Consider the following 23,118-nt stretch of genomic DNA (forward strand, 5'->3'; position numbering starts at 1 on the left):
AAGGTGTGAGCATTATGAGTGATCAACGTGTTTTTGATATGGAACTTGTGAAAGTTGAAAGTTTGGAGAACGCTGTTAGGACGCCATTTTATCAAACTGATTCCACAGGTGGTTCAGTATGGGTTATTAAACCTGGTCAAATCTTACCAAAACATTATCATCATCACTCTGATGATATATGGGTTATATTGCAAGGCAAGGGTGTATTTTATCCAACGCCTAATACAGAGGTGCCTTTTACAAAGGGGCAAGTTATAGTATCTAAAAAGGGTGAATGTCATGGTGCAAAAAATACTGGAACGGAAGATATTGTCTTTGTGAGTATCGTTGCTCCAGTGCCTGCTGATTATGATCCTGTTAAGACTAATTAATATGAAAGCACTTTATAGTATTTTCTTCTCTTGTGATAGAGATATATTCATACTATAAAGTGCTTTTTTATTTTATACAGTCATTTCTAGCGAATATACCTTTTCTATTTTATATGTCATTATTTTGGTTTTACTATTCCTATTTGTTATTTCTATACTCTATAAAATTCCATTGACAGAGGACGTTTGTTCTTTTAAGATGGTAAAGTATGTAATATTTTAATAAGTAGAAAGGAATTATATGAACTCATCTACACCAGAGCCTCAAAGTGGGGACATCAATTTCAGAGACTTTACGAAACGTCGTATGCTTCACGTAGTCTTACCATTGTTTATTGTTTCTATCATTGCCTTCTTGGATCGTGTTAACATTGCTTATGCAGGCTTGACTATGAAGGAGAATTTACCATGGTTGACGCCAGAAGTATTTGGTATGGGGGCAGGCATTTTCTTTATTGGTTATGTTTTGTTTGAAGTGCCTGCATCTTTAATTGCAGCTCGGTGTAATGCTATGCATTGGGTGGCGCGTATCATGTTTAGTTGGGGGCTCGTATGTATTCTTATGACGACGATGACCACTGAGTTGGAATTTTATGTTTATCGATTTTTACTTGGTCTATGTGAGGCTTCTTTATATCCTGTAATTTATTCATTACTCATTCCAAATTGGTTCTTGCCAAAGGAGCGCGCGAAGGCAATCTCCTTGATGTTGACGTCTTTATTGTTCTCTAACATCATTGGTGGGCCATTGGCAGGTATTTTATTGGATACAACGTTCTTTGGCCTACATGGTTGGCGTACACTCTTTATCGTTGAAGCCATTCCTGCCGTGATCTTTGCGTTCATTTTCGCATTCTGGATGAAAGAACGTCCTGAACATGCATCTTGGGTAACTAATGCAGAAAAGGTATATATTAAAGCTGAACTTGAAAAAGAAGAGCAACAAAAGCAAGCTATAAAGAAATATACTACTTGGCAAGCGTTAAAAGACCCAAAAGTATTGCGTTTAGCATTAATCTATTTCTTGTGGGTTATTGGTTTCTGGGGCTTTAGTTTTTGGATGCCTCAAGTTCTTAAAAGCTTATCTGGATGGCCACCAAGTGTGGTAGCATGGTCTATTGCTATTCCAATGACAGCAGCCTTACTTGTACAAATATACTGTGGTTACTCTTCTGAAAAGCGCAATGAAAAACGTTGGCACGTTGCTACTACATTATTCATTGGTACTATTGGTTTCTTAGCAACACCACACAGTCCATCTCCAGAAGTTAGCTTATTCTTTATATGCTTAACTGCAGTAGGTGTTTACGGTGGTATGGGTGTATGGTGGACCATGCCAACAACCTTCTTATCTGGCGCTGCTGCAGCGGGGGCGATGGGACTCATTAACTCTTCAGGTAACATGGGGGGCTGGGTAGGTCCTTATATGCTTGGATTCATCAATGGTCACACAGGTAGCTTTGCTTATGGTTACTATGTAATGGGGGCTTGTATGTTCCTTGCTGGTTTATTAATTTTGACACTTCCAAAATCTATGGAGCATAAAGAGGATTAAGTAGAGCTATATTATAGATAACTATATTATAGACAACTTAATAGGAAAATATTTAATGAATGCTTCAATGGTGTGATTTTGGGTACTATTCAATTTTATGTTACAATTTACAAAATAGTATTATTTAAACTTGAGGAGACAGAATATTGAAAGAGTGTAGACCTAAGTTTGATGAAATTACATCGTTTGATGAATTTAAAAAATATTATTGGTATCGTGATGAACTTTCACAAATATGTAAATCATTAGGATTAGAATATAGGGGAATAAAACAAGAACTCAATCATATTATTGAGCAGTACTTTAAAGGCAATTTAATTAAAAAATCATCAATAAAAAATAGAAAAAAACAAGTGGAAAATATTACTTTAGATACACCATTACTTGAATGTAATTTTTCTTTTAATACGAAGTTTAGAGAATATTTTTCTGATTTAATAGGTGTTTCACGATTTAAATTTAATGCTGATATGGCTACTGCTTGGAGAAAAGTAAAAAGTGAAAAAAATATAAGCTTTACCATTGGAGATTTGCTGAAAGTATATTATGGTGAATCAGATTATGCAAAGTATGACAATTCGGTTTGTCAATGGAATCAATTTTTTAAGGATTTTTGTGCAGACGAATGTAGTGGCAATTATTCGAATAAATTAAAAGTAGCATCTATTATTTGGAAAGAAGTTAGAGATTCAAAACATGAAAAAATTTATTCAAATGATCTTTTAACTGAATATGCATATAAATTAGAAGCGTATCGCAAGTAGAAGCAACTTGTCATTGCAGAGACGTATGGGAAAACTAGTAATTAAATCTATAATAGAATAATGATAAAAGCACCTTATATCCTATGAAAAGAGTCATTTGTGATGACTTTTGTAGGTATATAAGGTGCTTTTATTTATTCTTGATTTCTTTATTGAGTTTATTTTGTTACATCAGGCACTTTCCCAGGATTCATATCGAGATTTAGATCTGTGGATTTGAATGGGTGTGGGTTTGCCTCTGGTGGTTGTACTTTGAGTTCTGGATGTAACCATTGTAATTGTTTTAGTTCCCAGTCGTACTTGGCACCGTCATTTTGTAGTTGACGAATATCTTTTAGGATTTCGTCTAGTTGGTCGCTATGCTTATTAGCCATCCCTTCAAGAATGTAAAGACGACCTGCTACACTGTCTATGGTAGAGCCATCGTGGTCTTCATCGACACGCCATTGTAATTCAGAGATTTGTATTTGCTGGAATATGATAACGATAACCAGCACAATGATAACGCCCCACATGGGAGCTTCTTTAGCTTTCAAAAGGGCTCGCAATTTAGATGCGAGCCCAGATGGTTTGTTCATTATTGACGATCCTCGAGTTGTAATCCAGGTAATGGTAATTTGGAGTTGACGAAGTCTAACCACAAGCGAGAAGCGTGGGAGAGGTAATGACCCTTTTTCCAAATTACATAAAGGGTATGAATAATTTCAGGTACGAGAGGTCTTACGACAACCTTGGAACCAACCTCTGTATTTTCACCTACCTCAGGGCAGAGGCGAGATGGTAATAATGCGATAGCAAGGTTTGCACTAACTGTTTGTAACATGAGATCACGTTGGCTCGTTTCAAACACGATATGCGGTTGGAAGCCGGTGTGTTTACAAGCTTTGATGATTTCATCATGTAAGTTGAAATCGTCTTTATGCAATACAAAGGATTCATCAGCTAGCATTTCTAAGCGAATTTCTTTTTCTTTTGCCAAAGGGCTAGATTTAGGAATGATAACGGATAGTGGGTCACTTGTAAGGTAGAAAGATTCAAATTCTTTAGGGTTTGGTTTAGTACAGATGATGCCAATATCAATTAAACCTTCCTGAACGCTGATCTCAACCTTTTTAGAACCTTGTTCGTAGAGTTCCAATTCGATTTGTGGATATACTTTTTTAAATTCACCTAATAACTGGGCAAAAATGGGAGCATCAGTAATTGGTGGAATACCAATTCTGATGGAACCTTGTTCCAAACGAAACTCGTTTTCAAAATCAGTTTTTAGATGTTCAAACATAAACACAACGCGTTTAGCGTGGGTTAAGAAGATGGTACCCCCATCAGTAAGTTCTACAGATTTAGCATTACGCATGAAGAGAACAACACCAAGTTCGTCTTCCAAAGCTTTAATTGTACGGCTGATTGCAGATTGGGAGATGTGTAAATTCCTTGCAGCCTTACTAAAGCTTTTTTGATCAGCTACTTCAACGAAGTATTTCAAATGATGAAAATCCATAATTAACCCCCTAAAAATAAAACTTGGTTATAGGACGTGACCTAACTAAATGAGAATAGTTATTACTGTAATGCAATTAGCTATTACTTTATGTAAAGCATGGATAGCAATATTGGCAAAGCGACAGTCACTGTATGTGTTGCGTTGATAGGGCCCAGCACGTTATAATTAGCATATAGGGCTATATCAAGTTATGATATTAGGAATTATGGTTGTGCCCATCACAAAAAAGTATGCTCACACATAATGCCATATTATATATAACATATATATTATTGCATTATTTTTTCATGTGCGCAAGTTTGTAATGGTTGTTATTCCTAAACATAATGATAGATTAAGCAAGTGTTCTATTTTTGCTAAATGCTTAAGGAGGCAATAATCACATGAGTCGTAAATTTAAAACTATGGACGGCAACCAAGCGGCTGCTCACGTTTCTTATGGTTTTACAGAAGTTGCTGCGATTTATCCAATCACTCCATCTTCTCCAATGCCAGAACACATTGATGAATGGGCTGCATCTGGTCGAAAAAACATCTTCGGCAACACTGTTCAAGTTGTAGAAATGCAATCTGAAGCAGGTGCTGCTGCTGCAACCCACGGTTCTTTACAAGCTGGTGCATTAACAACAACTTTCACATCTTCCCAAGGTTTGTTATTGATGCTTCCTAACTTATATAAAGTAGCAGGCGAATTACTTCCAGGTGTATTCCAAGTAGCTGCTCGTGCATTGGCTGCACATGCTTTGGCTATCTTTGGTGACCACCAAGACGTAATGGCTGCTCGTGCAGCTGGCTGTGCTATGTTAGCTGAATCCTCTGTACAAGAAGTAATGGACTTGTCCGCTGTAGCTCACTTGACAGCTATTAAAACTCGCGTACCTTTCATCAACTTCTTTGACGGTTTCCGTACATCCCACGAAATTCAAAAAATTCAAATCTGGGACTATGAAGATTTAAAACCATTGGTTGACATGGATGCTGTTAAAGCTTTCCGTAAAAATGCTTTGAATCCAGATGCTCCTGTAACTCGTGGTACTGCTGAAAACCCTGACGTTTACTTCCAACATCGTGAAGCATCCAACAAATTCTACTTGAACGTTCCTGACGTTGTAGAACACTACATGAACGAAGTTAACAAATTGGCAGGTACTAACTACCAATTGTTCAACTACCATGGTGCTCCTGATGCTACTGACGTTGTTGTAACTATGGGCTCTTCCGCTCAAGTTGTAGAATCCACTGTGGATTACCTCAACAAATTGGGCCGCAAAGTTGGTTTTATCAACGTTCATTTGTTCCGCCCATTCGCAACAGATCGTTTGTTGAAAGCTCTTCCTAAAACTGTAGAACGCATTGCAGTTCTTGACCGTACTAAAGAACCAGGTGCTTTGGCTGAACCATTGTTCTTAGACGTACAAGCAGCTGTAGTTGACGGTGGCCGTAATGTAAAAGTTATCGCTGGTCGTTATGGTTTGAGCTCCAAAGACGTTATCCCTGCAGATATCGTTGCTGTATTCGATAACTTAGCTGCTGAAAATGGCAAGAAATTCTTCACATTGGGTATCAATGATGATGTTACATTCTTGTCCTTAGATCGTGCTGAAGGCGTAGAAGTTGAAACTCCAGGCTTGACTGAATGTAAATTCTGGGGCTTCGGTTCTGACGGTACAGTTGGTGCGAATAAATCCGCTATCAAAATCATCGGTGACCACACTGATATGTATGCTCAAGCATACTTTGACTACGACTCCAAAAAATCTGGTGGCGTAACAATGTCTCACCTTCGTTTTGGTAAAAACCCAATCAACTTGCCTTACTTGATTACTGAACCTCAATTCGTAGCATGTCACCGTCAATCTTATGTACATGAATACGACTTGATTCGCGGCATCAAAAAAGGCGGTACATTCTTATTGAACTGTACTTGGTCTCCTGAAGAATTGGATGAACATTTACCTGCTAAATTACGTCGTCAAATCGCAGAAAAAGAATTGAACTTCTACATCATCAATGCTGCGAAAATCGCTTCCGAAATCGGTTTGGGCGGTCGTATCAACATGGTAACGCAAGCTGCATTCTTCAAATTGACTGAAATCATCCCTGTAGATGATGCTGTTAAATACCTTAAAGAATCCGTAGTAACTTCTTACGGTAAAAAAGGTCAAAATATCGTTGACATGAACAATGCTGCTATCGATCAAGGTGTTAACGCTTTGGTAAAAGTAGATGTTCCTGCTAGCTGGAAAGATGCAGTAGATGATGGCAATCATGCAGTTAAACCTGGTTGCGAATCTTGCCCATCCTTCGTTCAAAATATTGCACAACCAATCAATGCACAAGCTGGTTATGATCTTCCTGTATCCACATTCTCTGGCTATGAAGATGGTACATTGCCTGCTGGTACTGCTAAATTCGAAAAACGCGGTCCTGCATTGTTCGTTCCAAAATGGTTGCCTGAAAACTGTATTCAATGTAACCAATGTTCCTTCGTATGTCCTCATGCTACAATTCGCCCAATTTTGGCAACTGAAGCAGAAGTGGCTGCGGCTCCAGAACATTTCGATACAATCCCTGCATTGGGCGCTAAAGACCTTCAATTCCGTATCGCTGTATCCCCATTAGATTGCTTGGGTTGCGGTAACTGTGTTGATATTTGTCCAGCTCCTAAGGGTAAAGCTATCGTGATGACATCCATCGATACTGAAATCGAACAAGCTGAAGCTTGGAACTATGGTGTTAACCTTCCTGTAAAAGAAAACCCTATGAAGAAGGAAACTGTTAAAGGTTCCCAATTTGAACAACCATTGTTCGAATTCTCCGGTGCTTGCGCAGGTTGTGGTGAAACTCCTTATGCTAAATTGTTAACTCAATTGTTCGGTGACCGTATGATGATTGCCAATGCAACTGGTTGTTCCTCTATCTGGGGTGCTTCCATGCCTGCATCTCCATACACAACTAACCAACAAGGTCATGGTCCTTCTTGGGCAAACTCCTTGTTCGAAGATAATGCTGAGTATGGTTATGGTATGTACATCGGCGTTAAGAAAATTCGTCAACAATTAGTAGAATTGGCTTCTAAAGCAGTTGAAACTGCTACTGGCGAATTGAAAGAAGCTTTGGAACAATGGATTGAATTTGCTAACCTTGGTGCAGCTACTCGTCAACGTTCTGAACGTCTAGTAGCAGCTATTGAAGCTGAAGGTGCTACAACTCCTGAATTGAAAGAAATTCTTGAGAAAAAACAATTCTTGATCAAACGTTCTCACTGGATCTTCGGTGGTGACGGCTGGGCATACGACATCGGCTTCGGCGGTGTTGACCATGTATTAGCTTCTGGCGAAGACGTAAACATCTTCGTATTCGATACTGAAGTATACTCCAACACTGGTGGTCAAGCATCTAAATCCACTAACGTAGCAGCAGTTGCTCAATTCGCAGCTTCTGGTAAACGTACTAAGAAGAAAGACCTTGGCATGATGGCTATGTCTTATGGTTATGTATACGTAGCACAAGTAGCTATGGGTGCAGACAAAAACCAATTGATGAAAGCTGTTACAGAAGCTGAAGCATATCCAGGTCCATCCTTGATCATCGCTTACAGCCCATGTATCAACCATGGTATCAAGGCTGGTATGGGTAAAGCTCAAGAAGAACAACGTAAAGCAGTTGCAGCTGGTTACTGGGATCTTTACAGATACAACCCTCAACTTAAAGAAGAAGGTAAAAATCCATTCTCCTTGGATTCCAAAGAACCAACTGAAAGCTTCCAAGACTTCCTTAAAGGTGAAGTTCGTTACGCTTCCTTGGCTAAAGCTGCTCCAGATGTGGCAGAAGAATTGTTCGCTAAAACTGAACAAGATGCTAAAGAACGTCGCTTAAGCTATGTTCGTTTACAAAAAGGTTTCGAAGACGTAAAATAATTCGTTATTTAACGACTGAGAACTATATGAGGCACCCTTTCGAGGGTGCCTCTTTTGTATGTAAATTAAGTTTTTCTAAATATCATATTAAGTATCTTCCATAAATCAGTTATAGTGCTGGTTACTATTGTATTACTTACGTATTAACTGCTTAAAAAATAGGTAATATACTAGGAATTTGGTATAATGATAAGGAGTCATGCATAATTTTAGCAATACATATTTGGGATAATTCTAATATTAAATATAGAGGTACATATGGCTAAGGATAATACACAAATGACAACGGAAGACATGCAACAAACGATATATAAAGAGTTAGGCTATAAATCCTATCCATTTCCTTTTACGACGCCGGCCTATTTAGAAGCGTATGGTGCTCTTGTAGGGCTAAATACTCCACCTGCGAAGACAGCTCGCGTTCTTGAACTAGGTTCTACTTATGGCGGTAATATTATTTCTCAAGCCGTATTTAATCCAGAGGCGACCTTTGTAGGTATTGAGCTTTCACAAGACCAAGTAGAGAAGGGCAATCAAATTATCAGTGATGCCAAACTAGATAATGTATCCTTGATACAAGGAAACATCTTGAATTTTGAGGAATCGATGGGGACCTTCGATTACATTATTGCCCATGGATTCTACTCTTGGATTAGTGATGAAATGAAGGATAAATTGCTCAATATTATTTCTAGTCATTTGGCTGATAATGGCATTGCCTATGTGTCGTACAATACGTATCCAGGCTGGCATACTATGGAAGAGGTTCGTCAGCTTATGCTATTTGCTAATCGTGACCAAGATAATTTGACTCATAAGGAAAAGGTATTGCGCGGGAAGACTGTAGGCAGTCTTGTAGGTGCTCAAATTCTTAACTATGATAATCTTAAAGAACGAAATAGTAAATTTCTAGGTGCATTGCGCTCTGTCATGCAAAAGGATGACTATTATGTAGGTCATGATCATCTAGAGCCTCATAATGATCCATACTATTTCTATCAATTCAATGATCATTTGAAAGCGCATGATCTTGCGTATGTATGCGATGCAGACCTTACACTATCTATGGTTCGTACCTATGATGAAAGTATTGCAGCTAAACTTGAGCAATTGGCACCTAATAGTCAAGTGGATCAAGAACAATATTTAGATTTTATACTAGATACGACATTCCGCAAGTCGATTATTTGTAAAGCTAGCGTTGCCAAAGATATCAACTTTGCTGTTGCAAATCCGGCTGAAGTGAATACAATTCCTGTACGTACTATTGTAAATAGCTTTGTTTTCCAAATTCTCTTTGATGAGGAAGCACTAGAAATGTTTGAAAATGTACTCGTAAGAGATACCTTCCAAGCGCTTATTAAAGATGGTGGTACGTTCAATATGATCGAGGCTCTAGCTATTTTAAAAGCAGCTCATGAGGCAGCTCATGTATCTGATGATGAATTAGAACCTGCTGTATGTAGCTTGTATCGTGCGGTAGTAGAGCATATGGTACGTGGTGGTATTCGCTTCTATAAAACATTCCCTGTAAAAGAAGAGTATATGGAGGGCTTATCTTATATTCCTGCCCGTTTTACAAACTTTGTAAAAGCTATTGTTCATGGTGGCAGTGAATATATGTATGGAGCAGATATGTTCAATGATGCTATTGGTGATATTTCTGAAGAGGATTTATTATTTATGGAGTTGTTGAACAAACCAAAAGCGAAATCTACGGTAATTAAAAAGATTAAAGAGGCTCTCTTTAGTGCAGATCAGTCTCAAACTACAAAGCATCAAAATGCCATGGCTGAAGCTTTTTATAATGAATTAACAACGCGTATGGAACAATTAGGCTTTATTAGAAGTAAGAAAACAGGTAGTATTTCCTAAGTGATAGCTCCCTTTATTTGATTCTGTTGCTATGGGGCTGTATTATATTCTGCTGATTTTATAGCTAAAATAGAAACCCGTTACACTTATAACATATATATGTATTAAGTGTTAACGGGTTTTGTTTTATATAATTAAATTTACTTTTATTTTATATTTATTACTTTTAGTTATTTTATATTGCTGAAAAAGTATAGTAAATCGATAATTTTAATGAGGAAAAAATGAACCGTTCATGAAAGTATGGTATAATGTGTTTGGGTATTTTGTAAATATCATCCGATGTGTTGTGGATGATTCTATAAATTGTATTAGTTGATAAAGTTGTATTAATTGTATTATTTGTAAAAGGAGTCTTTTATGGCATCTAAAAAGGCAGTTCTAGTATACATACTGGAAATCCTGAAAGACGAAACAGATGCTAATCATACGTTATCTCAAGAGGAGATTCGCAGTATATTAGCCGAACGGTACGAGGTATCCGTCGATCGGAAAACCTTAGGCCGTCATTTAAATGATTTATATGAATCTGGAGATTTTGGTATTCAATGTGAAGAGTCTGCTGTGGGAGCAGATGGCACCATTCGACGTACTGATTTCTATATGATTCATACCTTTGAAGATTCTGAATTGCGGTTATTGATTGATGGTATATTGGCATCTCGCCATATTACTGCATCTCAACGTAAAGATTTAATCGGGCGTGTTGCAAAATTGGGTAGCTCCTATTTTAAGCCTCATGGTATTGATATTGAAAGTAATACGGAGTACCTTCATAGAAGCCAAGATTTATTTCTTAATATTGATCTCATAGAAGAAGCAATACAAAAGGGTAGAAAAATTTCGTTGGCCTATTGCCAACCAGATGTGGATAAGCGATTACACATTAATCTTGGCCCAGATCATAAGGAACGGAAGTATGTATTTAACCCATTCCAACTAGTAATGAATCGAGGTCATTATTACTTGGTGGGAAATCACGAAAATTATGATGACATGTCTACATTACGTGTCGATCGAATTGCACATGTTACGGTGCTAAATGAACGTAGAAAACCTTTACGGGAGATAAAGGGATATCAACAACAACGCACCTTTAACGTGTCACAATACGTAAAGGAACATATTTATATGTTCGGCGGTGAATCTATTACTGTTACGTTTAAAGCTAAACGTTCCATTGTAAATCAAATTTTAGATTGGTTTGATGGCAATGTAGAGTTTACGAATATAAAAGCCGATAATGTTGTATGTCGTGTACGTGTTAATCATGACGCCTTTAAATATTGGGCGCTCCAATATATGCAAAGTGTAAAAGTGCTTACTCCAGCCTCTTTAGTGACAGAGGTAAAAGCCGCAATTGAGGAAGGTTTACACCAATACTCATAAATAAAAAGCTAGTTGATCGATGAATCAACTAGCTTTTTTATGTTTCCTTATAGAACGTGCATTTTTTCTGCTTCTCTATAGTCTTTTAGAACCGGACGTGGAGGCAATTTACCCATGAGGCTTACAATATAGATTGCGATAGAAGAGAAGATGAAGCCTGGCACAATTTCGTATAGGCCAAAGAATCCAAATTGTTTCCAAATGAGTACTGTCAAACCACCTACAACAATACCAGCGATACAGCCGTGACGTGTCATGCGCTTCCAGAACAAGGAGAACAAGATAGCTGGACCGAAGGCTGCGCCGAAGCCTGCCCAAGCATAGGCTACCATCGTCAAGATATAGCTGTCAGGGTCCATTGCCATATAGATGGCAACCAATGCCACTAGAAGTACTACGATACGGCTTACTAATACAAGCTCTTTATCGCTTGCTTTTGGATGGATAATATTGGCATAGAAGTCATTAGAAATAGCAGAGGCTGTTACTAATAATTGAGCAGATGCGGTACTCATAATAGCGGCCAATACAGCAGACCAGATAAGGCCTGCTACAAATGGAGTAAAGAGCCGTTCAGTCATGATGAGAAATATTGTTTCCGCATCAGTGCCTACTAACTTATCTGGCAGCATGTAAACATGACCGATGAGACCTACTGCAATAGCTGCCATAAGGGATAAGATAACCCATACCATGGCGATGTTCGTAGATTTTTTAAGTTCTTTCGCATCAGAGATAGCCATGAAGCGCACTAGGATGTGTGGTTGACCGAAGTAGCCAAGACCCCAACCAAGAGAAGAAATTAGGCCGATAGCCCAAGTAAACCAATCAGACGGATTACCAAACAAGCTAAGTCCTTGTGGGAACTCATGTTGGATGAGCTGGAATGTTTCTATAGGGCCCCCCATGTACATGGCTGCTGTAATTGGTACGGCCAAGATGGCAAAGAACATTAATGCACCTTGAATACAGTCTGTCCAAGATACGGCGAGGAATCCGCCAAGGAAGGTATAGAATACGACGATACCAGCTGTGATAAAGAGGGATACGGTGTAATCAAGACTGAAGATGGTATTGAACAATTTGCCCCCTGCCACGAAGCCTGATGATGTATAAATCAAGAAGAAAATCAAGATAAATAAGGCGGAAATGACAGCTACCGAATGAGACTGATCGTGGAAACGATTCTTTAAATAATCCGGTAAGGTCAAACTGTCACTGGCTACCTCGGTATGGTTGCGCAGGCGTCTAGAAACGAATTTCCAGTTCGCCCATGTGCCTAATGTGAGGCCTACGGCAATCCACATACCAGAAATCCCCGTAGTATACGCTAGGCCCGGCACACCCATGAGCATCCAACCACTCATATCTGATGCTTCCGCACTAAGTGCTGTAATCCATGGTCCTAATTGTCGGCCACCGAGGATGTAATCACCAATGCTGTTCGATTTACGATAATAGTAGACCCCGATATACATCATGAGTCCTAGATATAAGGCAAAGGCGATAATAATCATTAAGTTGTCTTGTGTCATGCCTATATAAGACCTCCTTAGGTTCTAGTTATATTCTATAGTATAGTAAATAATTTTTATTGTACCACATATTAGTACTTTAGAGGGTAAAAAATTGGTGATATCAACAAGATTCCTATACCAATTTAGCCCATATACTTTAGAGATACGCATTAGATTGTTACTTATGAAATCATATACTAATGAGTCCCATACCGAACGAAATATGATAAAATAAAAGAATGAAAAAACGATATTCGTATTGGGTGTACGAAATATCCTTTAGTAGTAATCGTAATCACTGTATAGTATTTATATTTCTGGAACGCGAAAGGAGAGCCCTATGGAACAACAGGTAGGCACTGAGCATGGAGTACCTAAACCGCATCAAGTTGTGACGAAACAACAAGCGTTGCGCATGTTGGAGACCTACTTTGGGTATACCTCCTTTAGACCGGCTCAAGAGGCTCCTATTGCATCCTTGTTGAGGAACGAAGATGTAATTGGAATCATGCCGACAGGGGCTGGAAAGTCTATCTGTTTCCAGATACCTGCGCTTTGTAAGGCGGGCTTGACTATCGTGTTTTCTCCTCTCATTTCTCTTATGAAAGACCAAGTGGATGGTCTTTTAGTACAGAATATACCAGCGGCACTTATCAATAGTACGCTTACCCAAGCAGAGTTTAATAAAACCATGTACGAAGTACGCAGTGGCAAAATTAAACTCTTATATATTGCGCCAGAGCGGTTGAGCTCTAATTTTTTCTGTAATGTACTGCGAGCGTTACCGATTGCTCAAGTTATCGTGGATGAGGCTCACTGTATCTCTGAGTGGGGCCATGATTTTAGACCGTCTTATCGACTTATCGGAGAGTGGCTCAATTCATTGCCAAAGCGACCTATCGTGGGGGCTTTCACGGCGACGGCGACGAAATATGTAGAAAATGATATAAAAAAATTATTAGGTCTAGATACGGCTAATGTATACGTGACGGGTTTTGATCGGCCTAATTTGTCCTTCTCTGTCATCCGCACACCGAAGCGGATGGATTACGTTGTCCATTATGTGCGTCAGCACGCCAATGAAAATGGTATTATCTACTGTGCAACACGTAAGGATGTAGATCGTGTGTATGAAAATTTAACCCGTGCGGGCATTAAAGCGGGTCATTATCACGGAGGACTCAACGACGAGGTGCGCCGTGAAATGCAGAATGCCTACGCAGATGATAAATTACAGGTTATGGTGGCGACGAATGCCTTTGGTATGGGTATTGATAAAAGCAATGTACGCTATGTACTACATTATCAAATGCCGCGTAATATGGAGTCCTATTATCAGGAGGCAGGACGAGCTGGCCGTGATGGGGCACCTGCTGAATGTATCTTGCTTTATAGTGGGCAGGATGTGCAGGTTCATAAGTATTTGATTGAACAGTCTATCGAAACGCCTGAGCGACAAAATGTGGAATTACGCAAATTGCAGTTCATGATTGATTACTGTTTCTGTAGTAATTGCTTGCGTAAATATATGCTTAATTACTTTGGTGAAAGTACTGTTTGGACAACCTGTGATAATTGTAGCTCTTGTAAAGGCTCTGCTGATAAGGTCAATGTTACGAAAGAAGCAAAGGCTATTTTCCGTGCCATCATGGGCACCGATGAGCGATATGGGGCATCAATGATAACCTCTATCGTCCGCGGAGAGCGAACGGATCGGATTATGCGTGCTGGTCATGATGCATTGCCAGTCTTTGGCTTACTGAGTAATGTAGATGAAAAATCTATTAAAGGACTTATCCAACAGTTTGTAGCATCTGGCTACTTGCGCAGTTCGACGGGAAAATATCCTGTATTATCCTTAACGGCTGGTGCAGAGGAAGTGCTAGCAGGTCATAAAGAGGGAGAGGAAATTAGACAACAAGTGTTTGTGCCTTCTCGCAACAGTAAGTCTGCTGCCTCAGTGGTGCGAGGAAAATCCAGCTCTACATCGGGCGGCTTATTTGAACATTTACGTCAACATCGCAAACGCTTGGCAGAAAAAGCGGGTCTTAGACCGTATCTTATCTTCCCTGACACAGTACTCATAGATTTGGCAAATTTACGACCTACAACATTAGGTGAGTTTGGAAATGTTAAAGGCGTAGGGGAAGCAAAATTAAAAAAATATGGACTTACCTTTTTACAGGCCATTGCAGAATATAAGGGATAATAAATTTTACTGTATATATGGTAGTACTGTATATTTTTTAGTATGATAGTACTATATATTTTAGTAAGATTATCAAGATATACATTAGTATTTTTTGCTTATTATAAATAGATCTAGGGGGATAAATGAGCTTAGCAGATACACAATACCTCGGTATTATTGAAAATATTTTAGATCATGGCATTTATGGTCAAAATCGCACAGGCATTGCAACGTACAAATTGCCTCAACAAATCATGCAATTTGACTTGCAAGAGGAATTTCCAATTTTAACCACTAAATTTGTAGCTTTCAAAACAGCTGTAAAAGAATTATTGTGGATTTGGCAAATGCAGTCCAATGACGTGCGCAAATTGCAAGAAATGAATGTGCACGTATGGGATGAATGGATGCGTGAAGATGGTACTATTGGTAAAGCATACGGCTATCAAATTGCGAAGTACAAACAACTAGATAAGCTCATCAAAACGATTAAAGAAGATCCTGATAGCCGCCGAATGATTGTAACCCTTTGGAATATTGAAGATTTAGAGGATATGGCGTTGCAACCATGTGCGTATGAAACCTTATGGGATGTAGGGGATGGTTACTTGAACTGCATGCTCATCCAACGCAGTGGCGACATGGGGCTTGGCGTCCCATTTAACACGGCTCAATATGCGGCATTACAATGTATGATCGGTCAAGTAACCGGCCTAAAACCCGGTAAATTTACACATGTTATCAACAATGCCCACATCTATGAAAATCACGTAGATGCATTGCGTGAGCAATTAGCACGTCGCGATCAAGCATTGCCTGCTCCAAAAATTATCGTGAATCCTGAGGTAAAAGACTTCTATGACTTCACACCAGAGGACATTACCTTAGATGGATATGAACATTTAGGTAAATTATCCATGACTGTTGCTGTATAGCATTGTATTTATGACAATTGTTAAATAGCATAATATGTATGGCTATTGCTATATAGTATTGTGTTCATAGACATTGCTAAATAGTATAATTTATGACTGTTGCCATATAGTATTAACTGAAAGAGGGCAGTATGTTAGCATTAATCGTAGCCGTAGCACATAATCGTGTAATCGGTAAAGATAATACTTTGATTTGGCATTTGCCAAATGATTTGAAATTCTTTAAGGAAAAAACAACAGGACATGTTATTATCATGGGCCGTAAGACCTTTGAAAGCTTACCGTTCTTGTTGCCAAATCGTGAGCATTGGGTAATTACTCGTGATAAAGGTTTTGATGCACCAGAAGGTGTTAAGATTTTCCATAACCCTGAGGAGGCTGCTGAAGCAGCACGTGCGCTTGATGCGGCCTACGTTATTGGTGGCGCTCAAGTATATGAAGCTTTTCTACCTTATGTAGATACTATGTATATCACTGAAGTAGACCATGAATTTGATGGGGATGCATTTTTCCCTGAATTCTCAGAGGATGCTTTCACCATCGAATCCCTTGTAGACGGCATTGTGGATGAAAAGAATCAATATCCTCATCGTTTTGTAACCTATCGCAGAAAGGCAGCTAAATGAGTGAAAGAATGTTTGCCCTTATTGGGAGTGAATTAAATGTTAAGCCAAAGCAGGTGCAAGCTGCCGTAGAATTGTTGGACGAAGGCAATACGGTGCCATTTATTGCGCGGTATCGTAAAGAGGTAACGGGCGAATTGCAAGATGAGCAATTGCGCACCATTGAAGAACGCATTAAATACTTGCGCAACTTAGAAACACGTCGCCAAGAAATCATTGCTTCTATTACAGAGCAAGAACAGATGACAGACGAGTTGATGAAATCCTTAGAGGCTGCAACAAAGCTTCAAGAATTAGAGGATTTGTATTTACCGTACCGTCCAAAGAAACGTACGCGTGCTATGATTGCCCGTGAACGTGGATTAGAGCCATTGGCTGATATGATTATCAACGATACGGTTACCTCTGGAGATCCGTTAGAGATTGCAAAAGAATACATAACAGAAGAGGTTCCTACGCCAGAGGATGCCATACAAGGCGCTTCTGATATAGTAGCGGAAATCGTCAGTGATAGTGCAGACTTCCGGGCGTACTTGCGTAAGAAGATGTGGAATGAAGGCTTTATTCAAGCTGAATTGAGCGGTGAAGAGGAAGAACAACAACAATTCTTGCAATACGCTGAATATGCTGAGCCTGTACGTCAAATGCCGTCCCATCGTATTTTGGCGGTTAATCGCGGCGAAAAATTAGGTGCTTTGAAATTGGCGCTCACCGTACCAGGTGACACCTATGTTGCTTATATGTTACAAAAGTTAGAGAAAAATCCGAAGTCAATCTTCGTAGAGTATAAAGCGGCTGCTGTAGCTGATGCGTACAAACGTCTTATTTTCCCAGCTTTAGAGCGTGAAATCCGCAATGAATTGACGGAAAAAGCCGATGAGCAAGCTATCAAGGTGTTTGGTGTAAATCTCAAAAATCTATTGTTACAACCACCATTGGCCGGACATGTTATCATGGGCCTTGACCCTGGTTACCGTACTGGCTGTAAAATGGCGATTATCGATCAACAAGGCAATGTGCTCGATTACGGTGCGTACTATTTAACAAATAGTGAAAAGCTTCGCAAGGAAGCTCAAAAGGTATTGGCTGATAAAATCCGTAAGTTTAAGGTTACTCTTTTATCTATCGGTAATGGTACTGCATCCTATGAAACAGAGCAATTTGCGTCTACTATGATTGAAGAGGAACAATTAGATTGCCACTATATCATTACTAATGAAGCGGGCGCATCTGTGTACTCAGCATCTAAATTGGCTATCGATGAGTTACCAGATTTAGACGTTACCATTCGAGGTGCCGTATCTATTGCACGCCGTGTACAAGATCCATTGGCTGAATCTGTTAAAATCGATCCTAAATCTATCGGCGTAGGTCAATATCAACATGATGTAAATCAAAAACAATTGACACATACCTTAGACCAAGTAGTTGAAACTGTAGTAAACCACGTTGGGGTAGAGCTAAATACTGCATCTCCAGCTATCTTGCAACATGTTGCAGGCATTTCTAGTGCGGTGGCTAAAAATATTGTTGCATACCGTCAAGAGAATGGTGTGTTTAAAAGCCGTAAGGAATTGCTAAAAGTACCTCGTTTAGGCCCTGCAGCCTTTACACAATGTGCTGGTTTCTTGCGCTTACAACACGGTAAAAATCCACTGGATAATACATCCGTCCATCCAGAGTCTTATGAATTGGCAGAGCGCATCATTGGTGAATTAGGCTTTACCTTAAAAGACTTACAAGATAAATCTCAATTAGAAGCATTGCAAGTAAAATTACCTCTTGTGGATGCCGATAAAATGGCTGCCAAGCTTGATGCGGGCGTGCCGACTGTTCGGGATATCTTGGCGGCTCTTGCAAAACCAGGTCGTGATCCTCGGGAAGATTTACCGGCTCCGCTTACTAGAAAACACGTAGTGAGCCTTGAAGATATCAAGGTCGGTACCGTTGTAAAAGGTACTGTTCATAACGTAGTTGATTTCGGAGCTTTTGTAGACTTTGGGCTTAAAACGAATGGTTTATTACACCGCAGCGAGCTTTGCAATAGCCGTCAACATCCATCAGATGTGCTTGCTGTAGGTGATATTATCGAAGCTCAAATCATTTCTGTTGACGTAAAGCGCAATCGCATCGGTCTGTCTGTAAAAGCATTACAACCAGAAAAACCAAAGAATAACGATAATAACCATAATAGAAATAATAATGGTCAACGTCGAAATAATGATAACCGAAATAACAACCGTAATAATGGCGGACGTCAAAATGATAATCACCATAATGGCTCTCTTAATAATGGGAATCGTCGAAACTGATAATTTCTTAGAAGACTAGTTAATCTACATTAATAGATTTTAAATGATAGTCATTCTTGACTAAAAGTCATTATACCAAAACCCGCACCCTCTATGATTTTAGAGGGTGCGGTTTTTCTATATAGCTAAAAACTATGTATATTAATGCAGAACAGATATATCGAAAATGATATATCTGATTGAAAAAATTAGATATAGGGAGTATGATGAAACCATAGAGGGGAAATTCCCTCAATCATATTCCTAAAGAGGAGGTAATGCAATGAGCTTAAACCTTAAAGAAAGATATGGACTTTTAATTAATAATGAATGGGTAAAGGCATCTGACGGTGCTGAATTTAAAGTATATAACCCTGCTAATGGCGAACAACTCGCTATCTGTGCAGAGGCTACATATGGCGATGTTGATAAAGCTGTAGAGGCTGCAACAGAAGCTTTCAAAACGTGGAAAAACGTTTCTCAAGTAGAACGTGCTGATTATTTATTGAAAATTGCGGATGCTATCGATACTCACAAAGAACATTTGGCACAAGTTGAAACATACGACAATGGTAAGCCAATCCGTGAAACATTGAACGTGGATATTCCACTTGGGGCGGACCATTTCCGTTACTTTGCAGGCGTGCTTCGTTCCGAAGAAGGCTCTGCACAAGTATTTGACGAAAATACATTGAGTCTCATCGTTCGTGAACCGATTGGCGTTGTAGGTCAAGTTGTGCCTTGGAACTTCCCATTCCTAATGGCCGCTTGGAAATTGGCTCCAGCTCTTGCAGCAGGCTGTACAGTTGTTATCAAACCTTCTAGCCACACATCTCTTAGCTTATTAGAACTTGGCGATATTTTGAAAGAAATCTTGCCACCAGGTGTTGTAAACATCGTAACTGGTAAAGGTTCTAAATCCGGTCAATATATCCTTGATCATCCTGGTTTTAGCAAACTTGCTTTCACAGGCTCTACAGAGGTAGGTCTAGATGTATATAAAGCAGCATCTGAACGCTTGATTCCTGCCACATTGGAATTAGGTGGTAAATCTGCGAATATCTTCTTTGAAGATGCGAACTGGAAACAAGCTCTTGACGGGGCAATGCTCGGTATTCTTTTTAACCAAGGTCAAGTATGCTGCGCTGGTTCCCGTATCTTCGTACAAGATACAATTTACGATAAATTCGTAGCTGAACTTGCTGCACTATTCGATAAGGTGAAAGTTGGTTTGCCTTGGGATTCATCTACTCAACTTGGCTCCTTGATTTACGAAGACCAAGTTAATAAAGTATTGAGTTATGTAGACCTTGCAAAAGAAGAAGGAGCTCGCATTGTAGCCGGTGGTGTACGTGTTACTGATGGCGAACTTGGTAAAGGTTGCTTTGTAAGACCTACACTTATTGTAGATGCTACAAATGATATGCGCGTAGCTCGCGAAGAAATCTTCGGTCCTGTAGCCGTTGTAATTAAATTCCACAGCGAAGAAGAAGTGATTGAACAAGCTAATGACAGCCTATACGGTCTTGGCGGTGGCGTATTCACGCAAAACATCAACCGTGCTATCCGCGTAGCTCGCGGTATCGAAACCGGTCGTATGTGGGTAAATACATATAACTCCATCCCTGCAGGCGCTCCATTCGGTGGCTACAAACAATCCGGTATCGGTCGTGAAACTCACAAGGTTATCCTTGAGCACTACACTCAAATGAAAAATATCATCGTAAACTTGAGCGATAAACCATCTGGGTTCTACGATTTAGACTAATAAAATAGCAATCTCTCCAATAAACTATAACAAAGAGGCACCTCGAAAGAGGTGTCTCTTTTACTAATATTGAGATAGACGGAATATTTTTCTATACTCTTTTGGTGCATCAGAACCATCAGAAGGTTTTATAATAACTCTAATATATATATATTCTTTGAAGTCTGGATATGTTGCTGCATATTCTTTGCAGAATTGATCCATTCGATTGTAAAAATTTGTTACATCTTGGTTTTGTATGGCCGAATAGGGAATAGGCATTTCAATATACAAAGAAGATGTATCGTATGTAGCATAGGATAACTCCTCTGCTGTTATATAGTTTTTCATTAATGGGAATGCAGTTATTAATGGGATGTTAGTTATCAGTATTCGCTCCACTTGTGGTACAACAGGTGCAGAGGTGTTCAAGGCTTCAGATATTTCAATGGGCATTTGTGGATATTTGTCAAAGGTGACTTGCCATGTATTGTTCCTATGAGACTCTAAGTGATATGTTAGATTAGGATAATCCTCATTTATATATTGTTGTACCTCATCTTCACTATAATGTGAGAGAAGATGACAACCCGTTGTTAGTATGGGGGATAGTATAATCAGTGGAAATAATATAAATCGTTTTAGGGTAAAAGGTTTCATTGTATATTCCTTTTATACTACTTTAGGAAGTTTAGTAAATCGTAATTGCTTAACAGGTATTGTTTAATTTATTGGTGAAATTTTGGAGTACATTTTGGAGTACATTATTTTAATTATATTATATCTAAATTAAATGTTTACTCATATAGCTGATTTAATACCACACACCTCTCAATAAATCATAATAAAGAAGTAGCCCGAAAGAGGTGTCTTTTTTGTACTTAAGAATAGTCTATTATATGTAAAAGTATAGTGTATGTTATAATTGTAGCCATATAAAATCGTGTTATTTATAGAGGGCTATTATGAATTTGAAGAGAGTAATTAAATGGATTGGATATATTATTGGCATAATAGTAGTGCTTTATATACTCATATTGGGAGTATTGATATATTTCTTGGCAAGTGGTGACTTTAAAAATAGTTTGATTTATTTAAGTGATCTTCAAGAGAGTGGATTATATTATGGCAATGAAAACCGTAAGATTGCTGATAATGTAGTTGCTGTTCATGAGGTGGATAATAAACTCTATTACATAACGTTAGACGGTATTGGTATTTTTGATGAAAATGTAAGTTTACTAGATGCTTGGAATAAAAATCTTAATAAATATAATACTTTCATTCCTCGGATAGATTCTAAAGAAACACAATTTAATGTAAGTCTTGATCAGTTATACCCTAATATTTCTAGTCTTGATGAAAGTGATAGAGATATATGGCATGAGATCTTTTATGATAGTGAGAAACGATATACAGGTCCAAACGCTGGATATACTATAAAGTTACCTTTCTATGTATCGTATAGAAAGGAAGACTTGATTAAGCATAATGATATAGTAGATCTTTCTACAGGGACTATTATTGGTGAGTATGGTAGTGAGCATATTTTAAGAAATAATGCTTATTATAATTTTGAATTCGGGAAATTGACTAAAATTGATTTCTATCAGAAGGCTATATATAGCTATTATTCTGATAATCTTGATATAGGTCGGTTTAGCAAGAATAATGCAGGTGATGAGAGATATGAATCTTATGCACGAAATGAGCTAAATAAAGTAAGAACGAAAGACATAGAGGTATTAACTAATTTACTAAATCAACGATTCATCGTGTTTAATTCTTTTAACGAGTTTTCTGATTTTGATAAAATTACCTTTGAAGCATTAACCATTGATGCAATTAAAAATCGGAAGGCATTGCAGTTAGGGCCGTTAGAAAACCAGACACTTCGTCAGTATTTGAGTCGGTAACCATATAGTGGAAGGTGGAAGATGAATAAACTTGAAATATTAGGATATATTTGGATTTTTATATCTATGTCGTTATCTATGGGATTATATAAACTTGAGATTCGTAATCATCCAATTGATAAAAAACATGAATATATAAAAGAACATAGGATTTTTGGTAGCTTAACAAAGTATTTATCTATAATTTCTATTATAAGTTTAATAATATTAAATCTTAAATTTATAATCGACAAAGATTATAAATTTATAGTCAGTTATGGTAGTATTTGGTTGTTTTTCTTCTTTTTCACAATGCTTACAGGGGTTTGCCAAAAGCGAGATAGTGCATACTTTAATCGGGGACTTATTGCAATGTTTTCTTTATTATTTGCTATGGCTGTGTATGCTTATGCATTTAGGAAAGTACTATTTTAATAGACCATATATCAACTCAGATATTATTAAAATAATGTTGTTTTGTGTGGGCACTTATGGAATGATTTTTAGAAATGATGAATTGTAAAATATATTGCGACAAATA

General features: G+C 38.4%; 17 protein-coding genes. 13 read left to right on the top strand and 4 right to left on the bottom strand.

Annotated elements, in window-relative coordinates:
* The first annotated feature begins 14 nt into the window (after positions 1-14).
* From HMPREF1865_RS07275 to HMPREF1865_RS07285, 3 genes are all read left to right on the top strand, one after another.
* Positions 15-371 carry a cupin domain-containing protein gene (locus HMPREF1865_RS07275; RefSeq protein ID WP_024066296.1) on the top strand — a complete coding sequence of 119 codons (357 nt, stop codon included), beginning with the start codon at positions 15-17 and terminating at the stop codon, positions 369-371.
* A gap of 241 nt (positions 372-612) precedes the next feature.
* Positions 613-1,926 carry an MFS transporter gene (locus tag HMPREF1865_RS07280; protein ID WP_060919691.1) on the top strand — a complete coding sequence of 438 codons (1,314 nt, stop codon included), beginning with the start codon at positions 613-615 and terminating at the stop codon, positions 1,924-1,926.
* Positions 1,927-2,072: 146 nt separating this feature from the next.
* Positions 2,073-2,690 (top strand): SAP domain-containing protein, encoded by a 618-nt coding sequence (locus HMPREF1865_RS07285; protein WP_060919692.1) that lies wholly within the window; start codon positions 2,073-2,075, stop codon positions 2,688-2,690.
* Between the two features lie 158 nt (positions 2,691-2,848).
* On the opposite strand, the gene HMPREF1865_RS07290 is transcribed toward HMPREF1865_RS07285, so the two are convergent.
* Together HMPREF1865_RS07290 and HMPREF1865_RS07295 are read right to left on the bottom strand one after the other, a co-directional pair.
* Complete coding sequence (locus HMPREF1865_RS07290; RefSeq protein WP_004695292.1) at positions 2,849-3,268, bottom strand: hypothetical protein; 420 nt, start codon at positions 3,266-3,268, stop codon at positions 2,849-2,851.
* Positions 3,268-4,191 carry a LysR family transcriptional regulator gene (locus tag HMPREF1865_RS07295; RefSeq protein WP_008602616.1) on the bottom strand — a complete coding sequence of 308 codons (924 nt, stop codon included), beginning with the start codon at positions 4,189-4,191 and terminating at the stop codon, positions 3,268-3,270. Before HMPREF1865_RS07295 ends, HMPREF1865_RS07290 begins: the two co-directional genes overlap by 1 nt.
* A gap of 386 nt (positions 4,192-4,577) precedes the next feature.
* Here HMPREF1865_RS07295 and nifJ point away from each other — a divergent pair, with 386 nt between their 5' ends.
* The 3 genes from nifJ (at position 4,578) to HMPREF1865_RS07310 (ending at position 11,378) form a co-directional block, all read left to right on the top strand.
* Positions 4,578-8,114 carry a pyruvate:ferredoxin (flavodoxin) oxidoreductase gene (gene nifJ, locus HMPREF1865_RS07300; RefSeq protein WP_060919693.1) on the top strand — a complete coding sequence of 1,179 codons (3,537 nt, stop codon included), beginning with the start codon at positions 4,578-4,580 and terminating at the stop codon, positions 8,112-8,114.
* A gap of 258 nt (positions 8,115-8,372) precedes the next feature.
* Complete coding sequence (locus HMPREF1865_RS07305; RefSeq protein WP_060919694.1) at positions 8,373-9,989, top strand: methyltransferase regulatory domain-containing protein; 1,617 nt, start codon at positions 8,373-8,375, stop codon at positions 9,987-9,989.
* A gap of 360 nt (positions 9,990-10,349) precedes the next feature.
* Positions 10,350-11,378, top strand: coding sequence for a helix-turn-helix transcriptional regulator (locus tag HMPREF1865_RS07310; RefSeq protein ID WP_060919695.1), 1,029 nt, complete (start codon positions 10,350-10,352; stop codon positions 11,376-11,378).
* A gap of 47 nt (positions 11,379-11,425) precedes the next feature.
* Here HMPREF1865_RS07310 and putP read toward each other — a convergent pair whose 3' ends face one another.
* On the bottom strand, positions 11,426-12,913 hold the full coding sequence (putP, locus tag HMPREF1865_RS07315; RefSeq protein WP_060919696.1) for a sodium/proline symporter PutP: 1,488 nt from the start codon (positions 12,911-12,913) through the stop codon (positions 11,426-11,428).
* Between the two features lie 322 nt (positions 12,914-13,235).
* Here putP and recQ point away from each other — a divergent pair, with 322 nt between their 5' ends.
* The 5 genes from recQ to HMPREF1865_RS07340 all read left to right on the top strand — a co-directional run bounded on the left by recQ (position 13,236) and on the right by HMPREF1865_RS07340 (position 20,703).
* Positions 13,236-15,104, top strand: a complete 1,869-nt coding sequence (recQ, locus tag HMPREF1865_RS07320) for a DNA helicase RecQ (RefSeq protein WP_060919697.1) — start codon at positions 13,236-13,238, stop codon at positions 15,102-15,104.
* A gap of 125 nt (positions 15,105-15,229) precedes the next feature.
* A complete protein-coding gene (locus HMPREF1865_RS07325) occupies positions 15,230-16,021 on the top strand; it encodes a thymidylate synthase (RefSeq protein WP_004695305.1) in 792 nt (263 codons plus the stop codon).
* A 131-nt stretch (positions 16,022-16,152) separates the two neighbouring features.
* The gene (locus HMPREF1865_RS07330) at positions 16,153-16,647 is read left to right on the top strand and encodes a dihydrofolate reductase (protein ID WP_060919698.1); all 495 of its coding nucleotides are present in this window, start codon (positions 16,153-16,155) and stop codon (positions 16,645-16,647) included.
* Entirely contained in the window at positions 16,644-18,956 is a 2,313-nt protein-coding gene (locus tag HMPREF1865_RS07335; protein WP_060919699.1) for a Tex family protein, read from the top strand. The genes HMPREF1865_RS07330 and HMPREF1865_RS07335 overlap by 4 nt, the downstream gene beginning before the upstream one ends.
* A gap of 262 nt (positions 18,957-19,218) precedes the next feature.
* A complete protein-coding gene (locus HMPREF1865_RS07340; protein ID WP_004696787.1) occupies positions 19,219-20,703 on the top strand; it encodes an aldehyde dehydrogenase family protein in 1,485 nt (494 codons plus the stop codon).
* A gap of 63 nt (positions 20,704-20,766) precedes the next feature.
* On the opposite strand, the gene HMPREF1865_RS07345 is transcribed toward HMPREF1865_RS07340, so the two are convergent.
* The gene (locus tag HMPREF1865_RS07345) at positions 20,767-21,342 is read right to left on the bottom strand and encodes a hypothetical protein (protein WP_060919700.1); all 576 of its coding nucleotides are present in this window, start codon (positions 21,340-21,342) and stop codon (positions 20,767-20,769) included.
* A gap of 305 nt (positions 21,343-21,647) precedes the next feature.
* Here HMPREF1865_RS07345 and HMPREF1865_RS07350 point away from each other — a divergent pair, with 305 nt between their 5' ends.
* Together HMPREF1865_RS07350 and HMPREF1865_RS07355 are read left to right on the top strand one after the other, a co-directional pair.
* Positions 21,648-22,598: a hypothetical protein gene (locus tag HMPREF1865_RS07350; protein WP_060919701.1), complete on the top strand. Its 951-nt coding sequence runs from the start codon at positions 21,648-21,650 to the stop codon at positions 22,596-22,598.
* A 21-nt stretch (positions 22,599-22,619) separates the two neighbouring features.
* On the top strand, positions 22,620-23,012 hold the full coding sequence (locus tag HMPREF1865_RS07355; RefSeq protein ID WP_060919702.1) for a hypothetical protein: 393 nt from the start codon (positions 22,620-22,622) through the stop codon (positions 23,010-23,012).
* Positions 23,013-23,118: the final 106 nt, after the last annotated feature.

The sequence above is a fragment of the Veillonella parvula genome, from assembly GCF_001553335.1.
Taxonomy (GTDB): Bacteria; Bacillota; Negativicutes; order Veillonellales; family Veillonellaceae; genus Veillonella; species Veillonella parvula_S.

Excerpts from the sequence above, each read along its gene's own strand:
- HMPREF1865_RS07305 (WP_060919694.1), top strand. The coding sequence starts at position 8,373 with ATGGCTAAGGATAATACACAAATGACAACGGAAGACATGCAACAAACG.
- HMPREF1865_RS07325 (WP_004695305.1), top strand. The coding sequence starts at position 15,230 with ATGAGCTTAGCAGATACACAATACCTCGGTATTATTGAAAATATTTTA.
- HMPREF1865_RS07335 (WP_060919699.1), top strand. The coding sequence starts at position 16,644 with ATGAGTGAAAGAATGTTTGCCCTTATTGGGAGTGAATTAAATGTTAAG.
- HMPREF1865_RS07275 (WP_024066296.1), top strand. The coding sequence starts at position 15 with ATGAGTGATCAACGTGTTTTTGATATGGAACTTGTGAAAGTTGAAAGT.
- HMPREF1865_RS07330 (WP_060919698.1), top strand. The coding sequence starts at position 16,153 with ATGTTAGCATTAATCGTAGCCGTAGCACATAATCGTGTAATCGGTAAA.
- HMPREF1865_RS07350 (WP_060919701.1), top strand. The coding sequence starts at position 21,648 with ATGAATTTGAAGAGAGTAATTAAATGGATTGGATATATTATTGGCATA.
- HMPREF1865_RS07345 (WP_060919700.1), bottom strand. The coding sequence starts at position 21,342 with ATGAAACCTTTTACCCTAAAACGATTTATATTATTTCCACTGATTATA.
- putP (WP_060919696.1), bottom strand. The coding sequence starts at position 12,913 with ATGACACAAGACAACTTAATGATTATTATCGCCTTTGCCTTATATCTA.
- HMPREF1865_RS07290 (WP_004695292.1), bottom strand. The coding sequence starts at position 3,268 with ATGAACAAACCATCTGGGCTCGCATCTAAATTGCGAGCCCTTTTGAAA.
- HMPREF1865_RS07340 (WP_004696787.1), top strand. The coding sequence starts at position 19,219 with ATGAGCTTAAACCTTAAAGAAAGATATGGACTTTTAATTAATAATGAA.
- recQ (WP_060919697.1), top strand. The coding sequence starts at position 13,236 with ATGGAACAACAGGTAGGCACTGAGCATGGAGTACCTAAACCGCATCAA.
- HMPREF1865_RS07355 (WP_060919702.1), top strand. The coding sequence starts at position 22,620 with ATGAATAAACTTGAAATATTAGGATATATTTGGATTTTTATATCTATG.
- nifJ (WP_060919693.1), top strand. The coding sequence starts at position 4,578 with ATGAGTCGTAAATTTAAAACTATGGACGGCAACCAAGCGGCTGCTCAC.
- HMPREF1865_RS07280 (WP_060919691.1), top strand. The coding sequence starts at position 613 with ATGAACTCATCTACACCAGAGCCTCAAAGTGGGGACATCAATTTCAGA.
- HMPREF1865_RS07310 (WP_060919695.1), top strand. The coding sequence starts at position 10,350 with ATGGCATCTAAAAAGGCAGTTCTAGTATACATACTGGAAATCCTGAAA.
- HMPREF1865_RS07295 (WP_008602616.1), bottom strand. The coding sequence starts at position 4,191 with ATGGATTTTCATCATTTGAAATACTTCGTTGAAGTAGCTGATCAAAAA.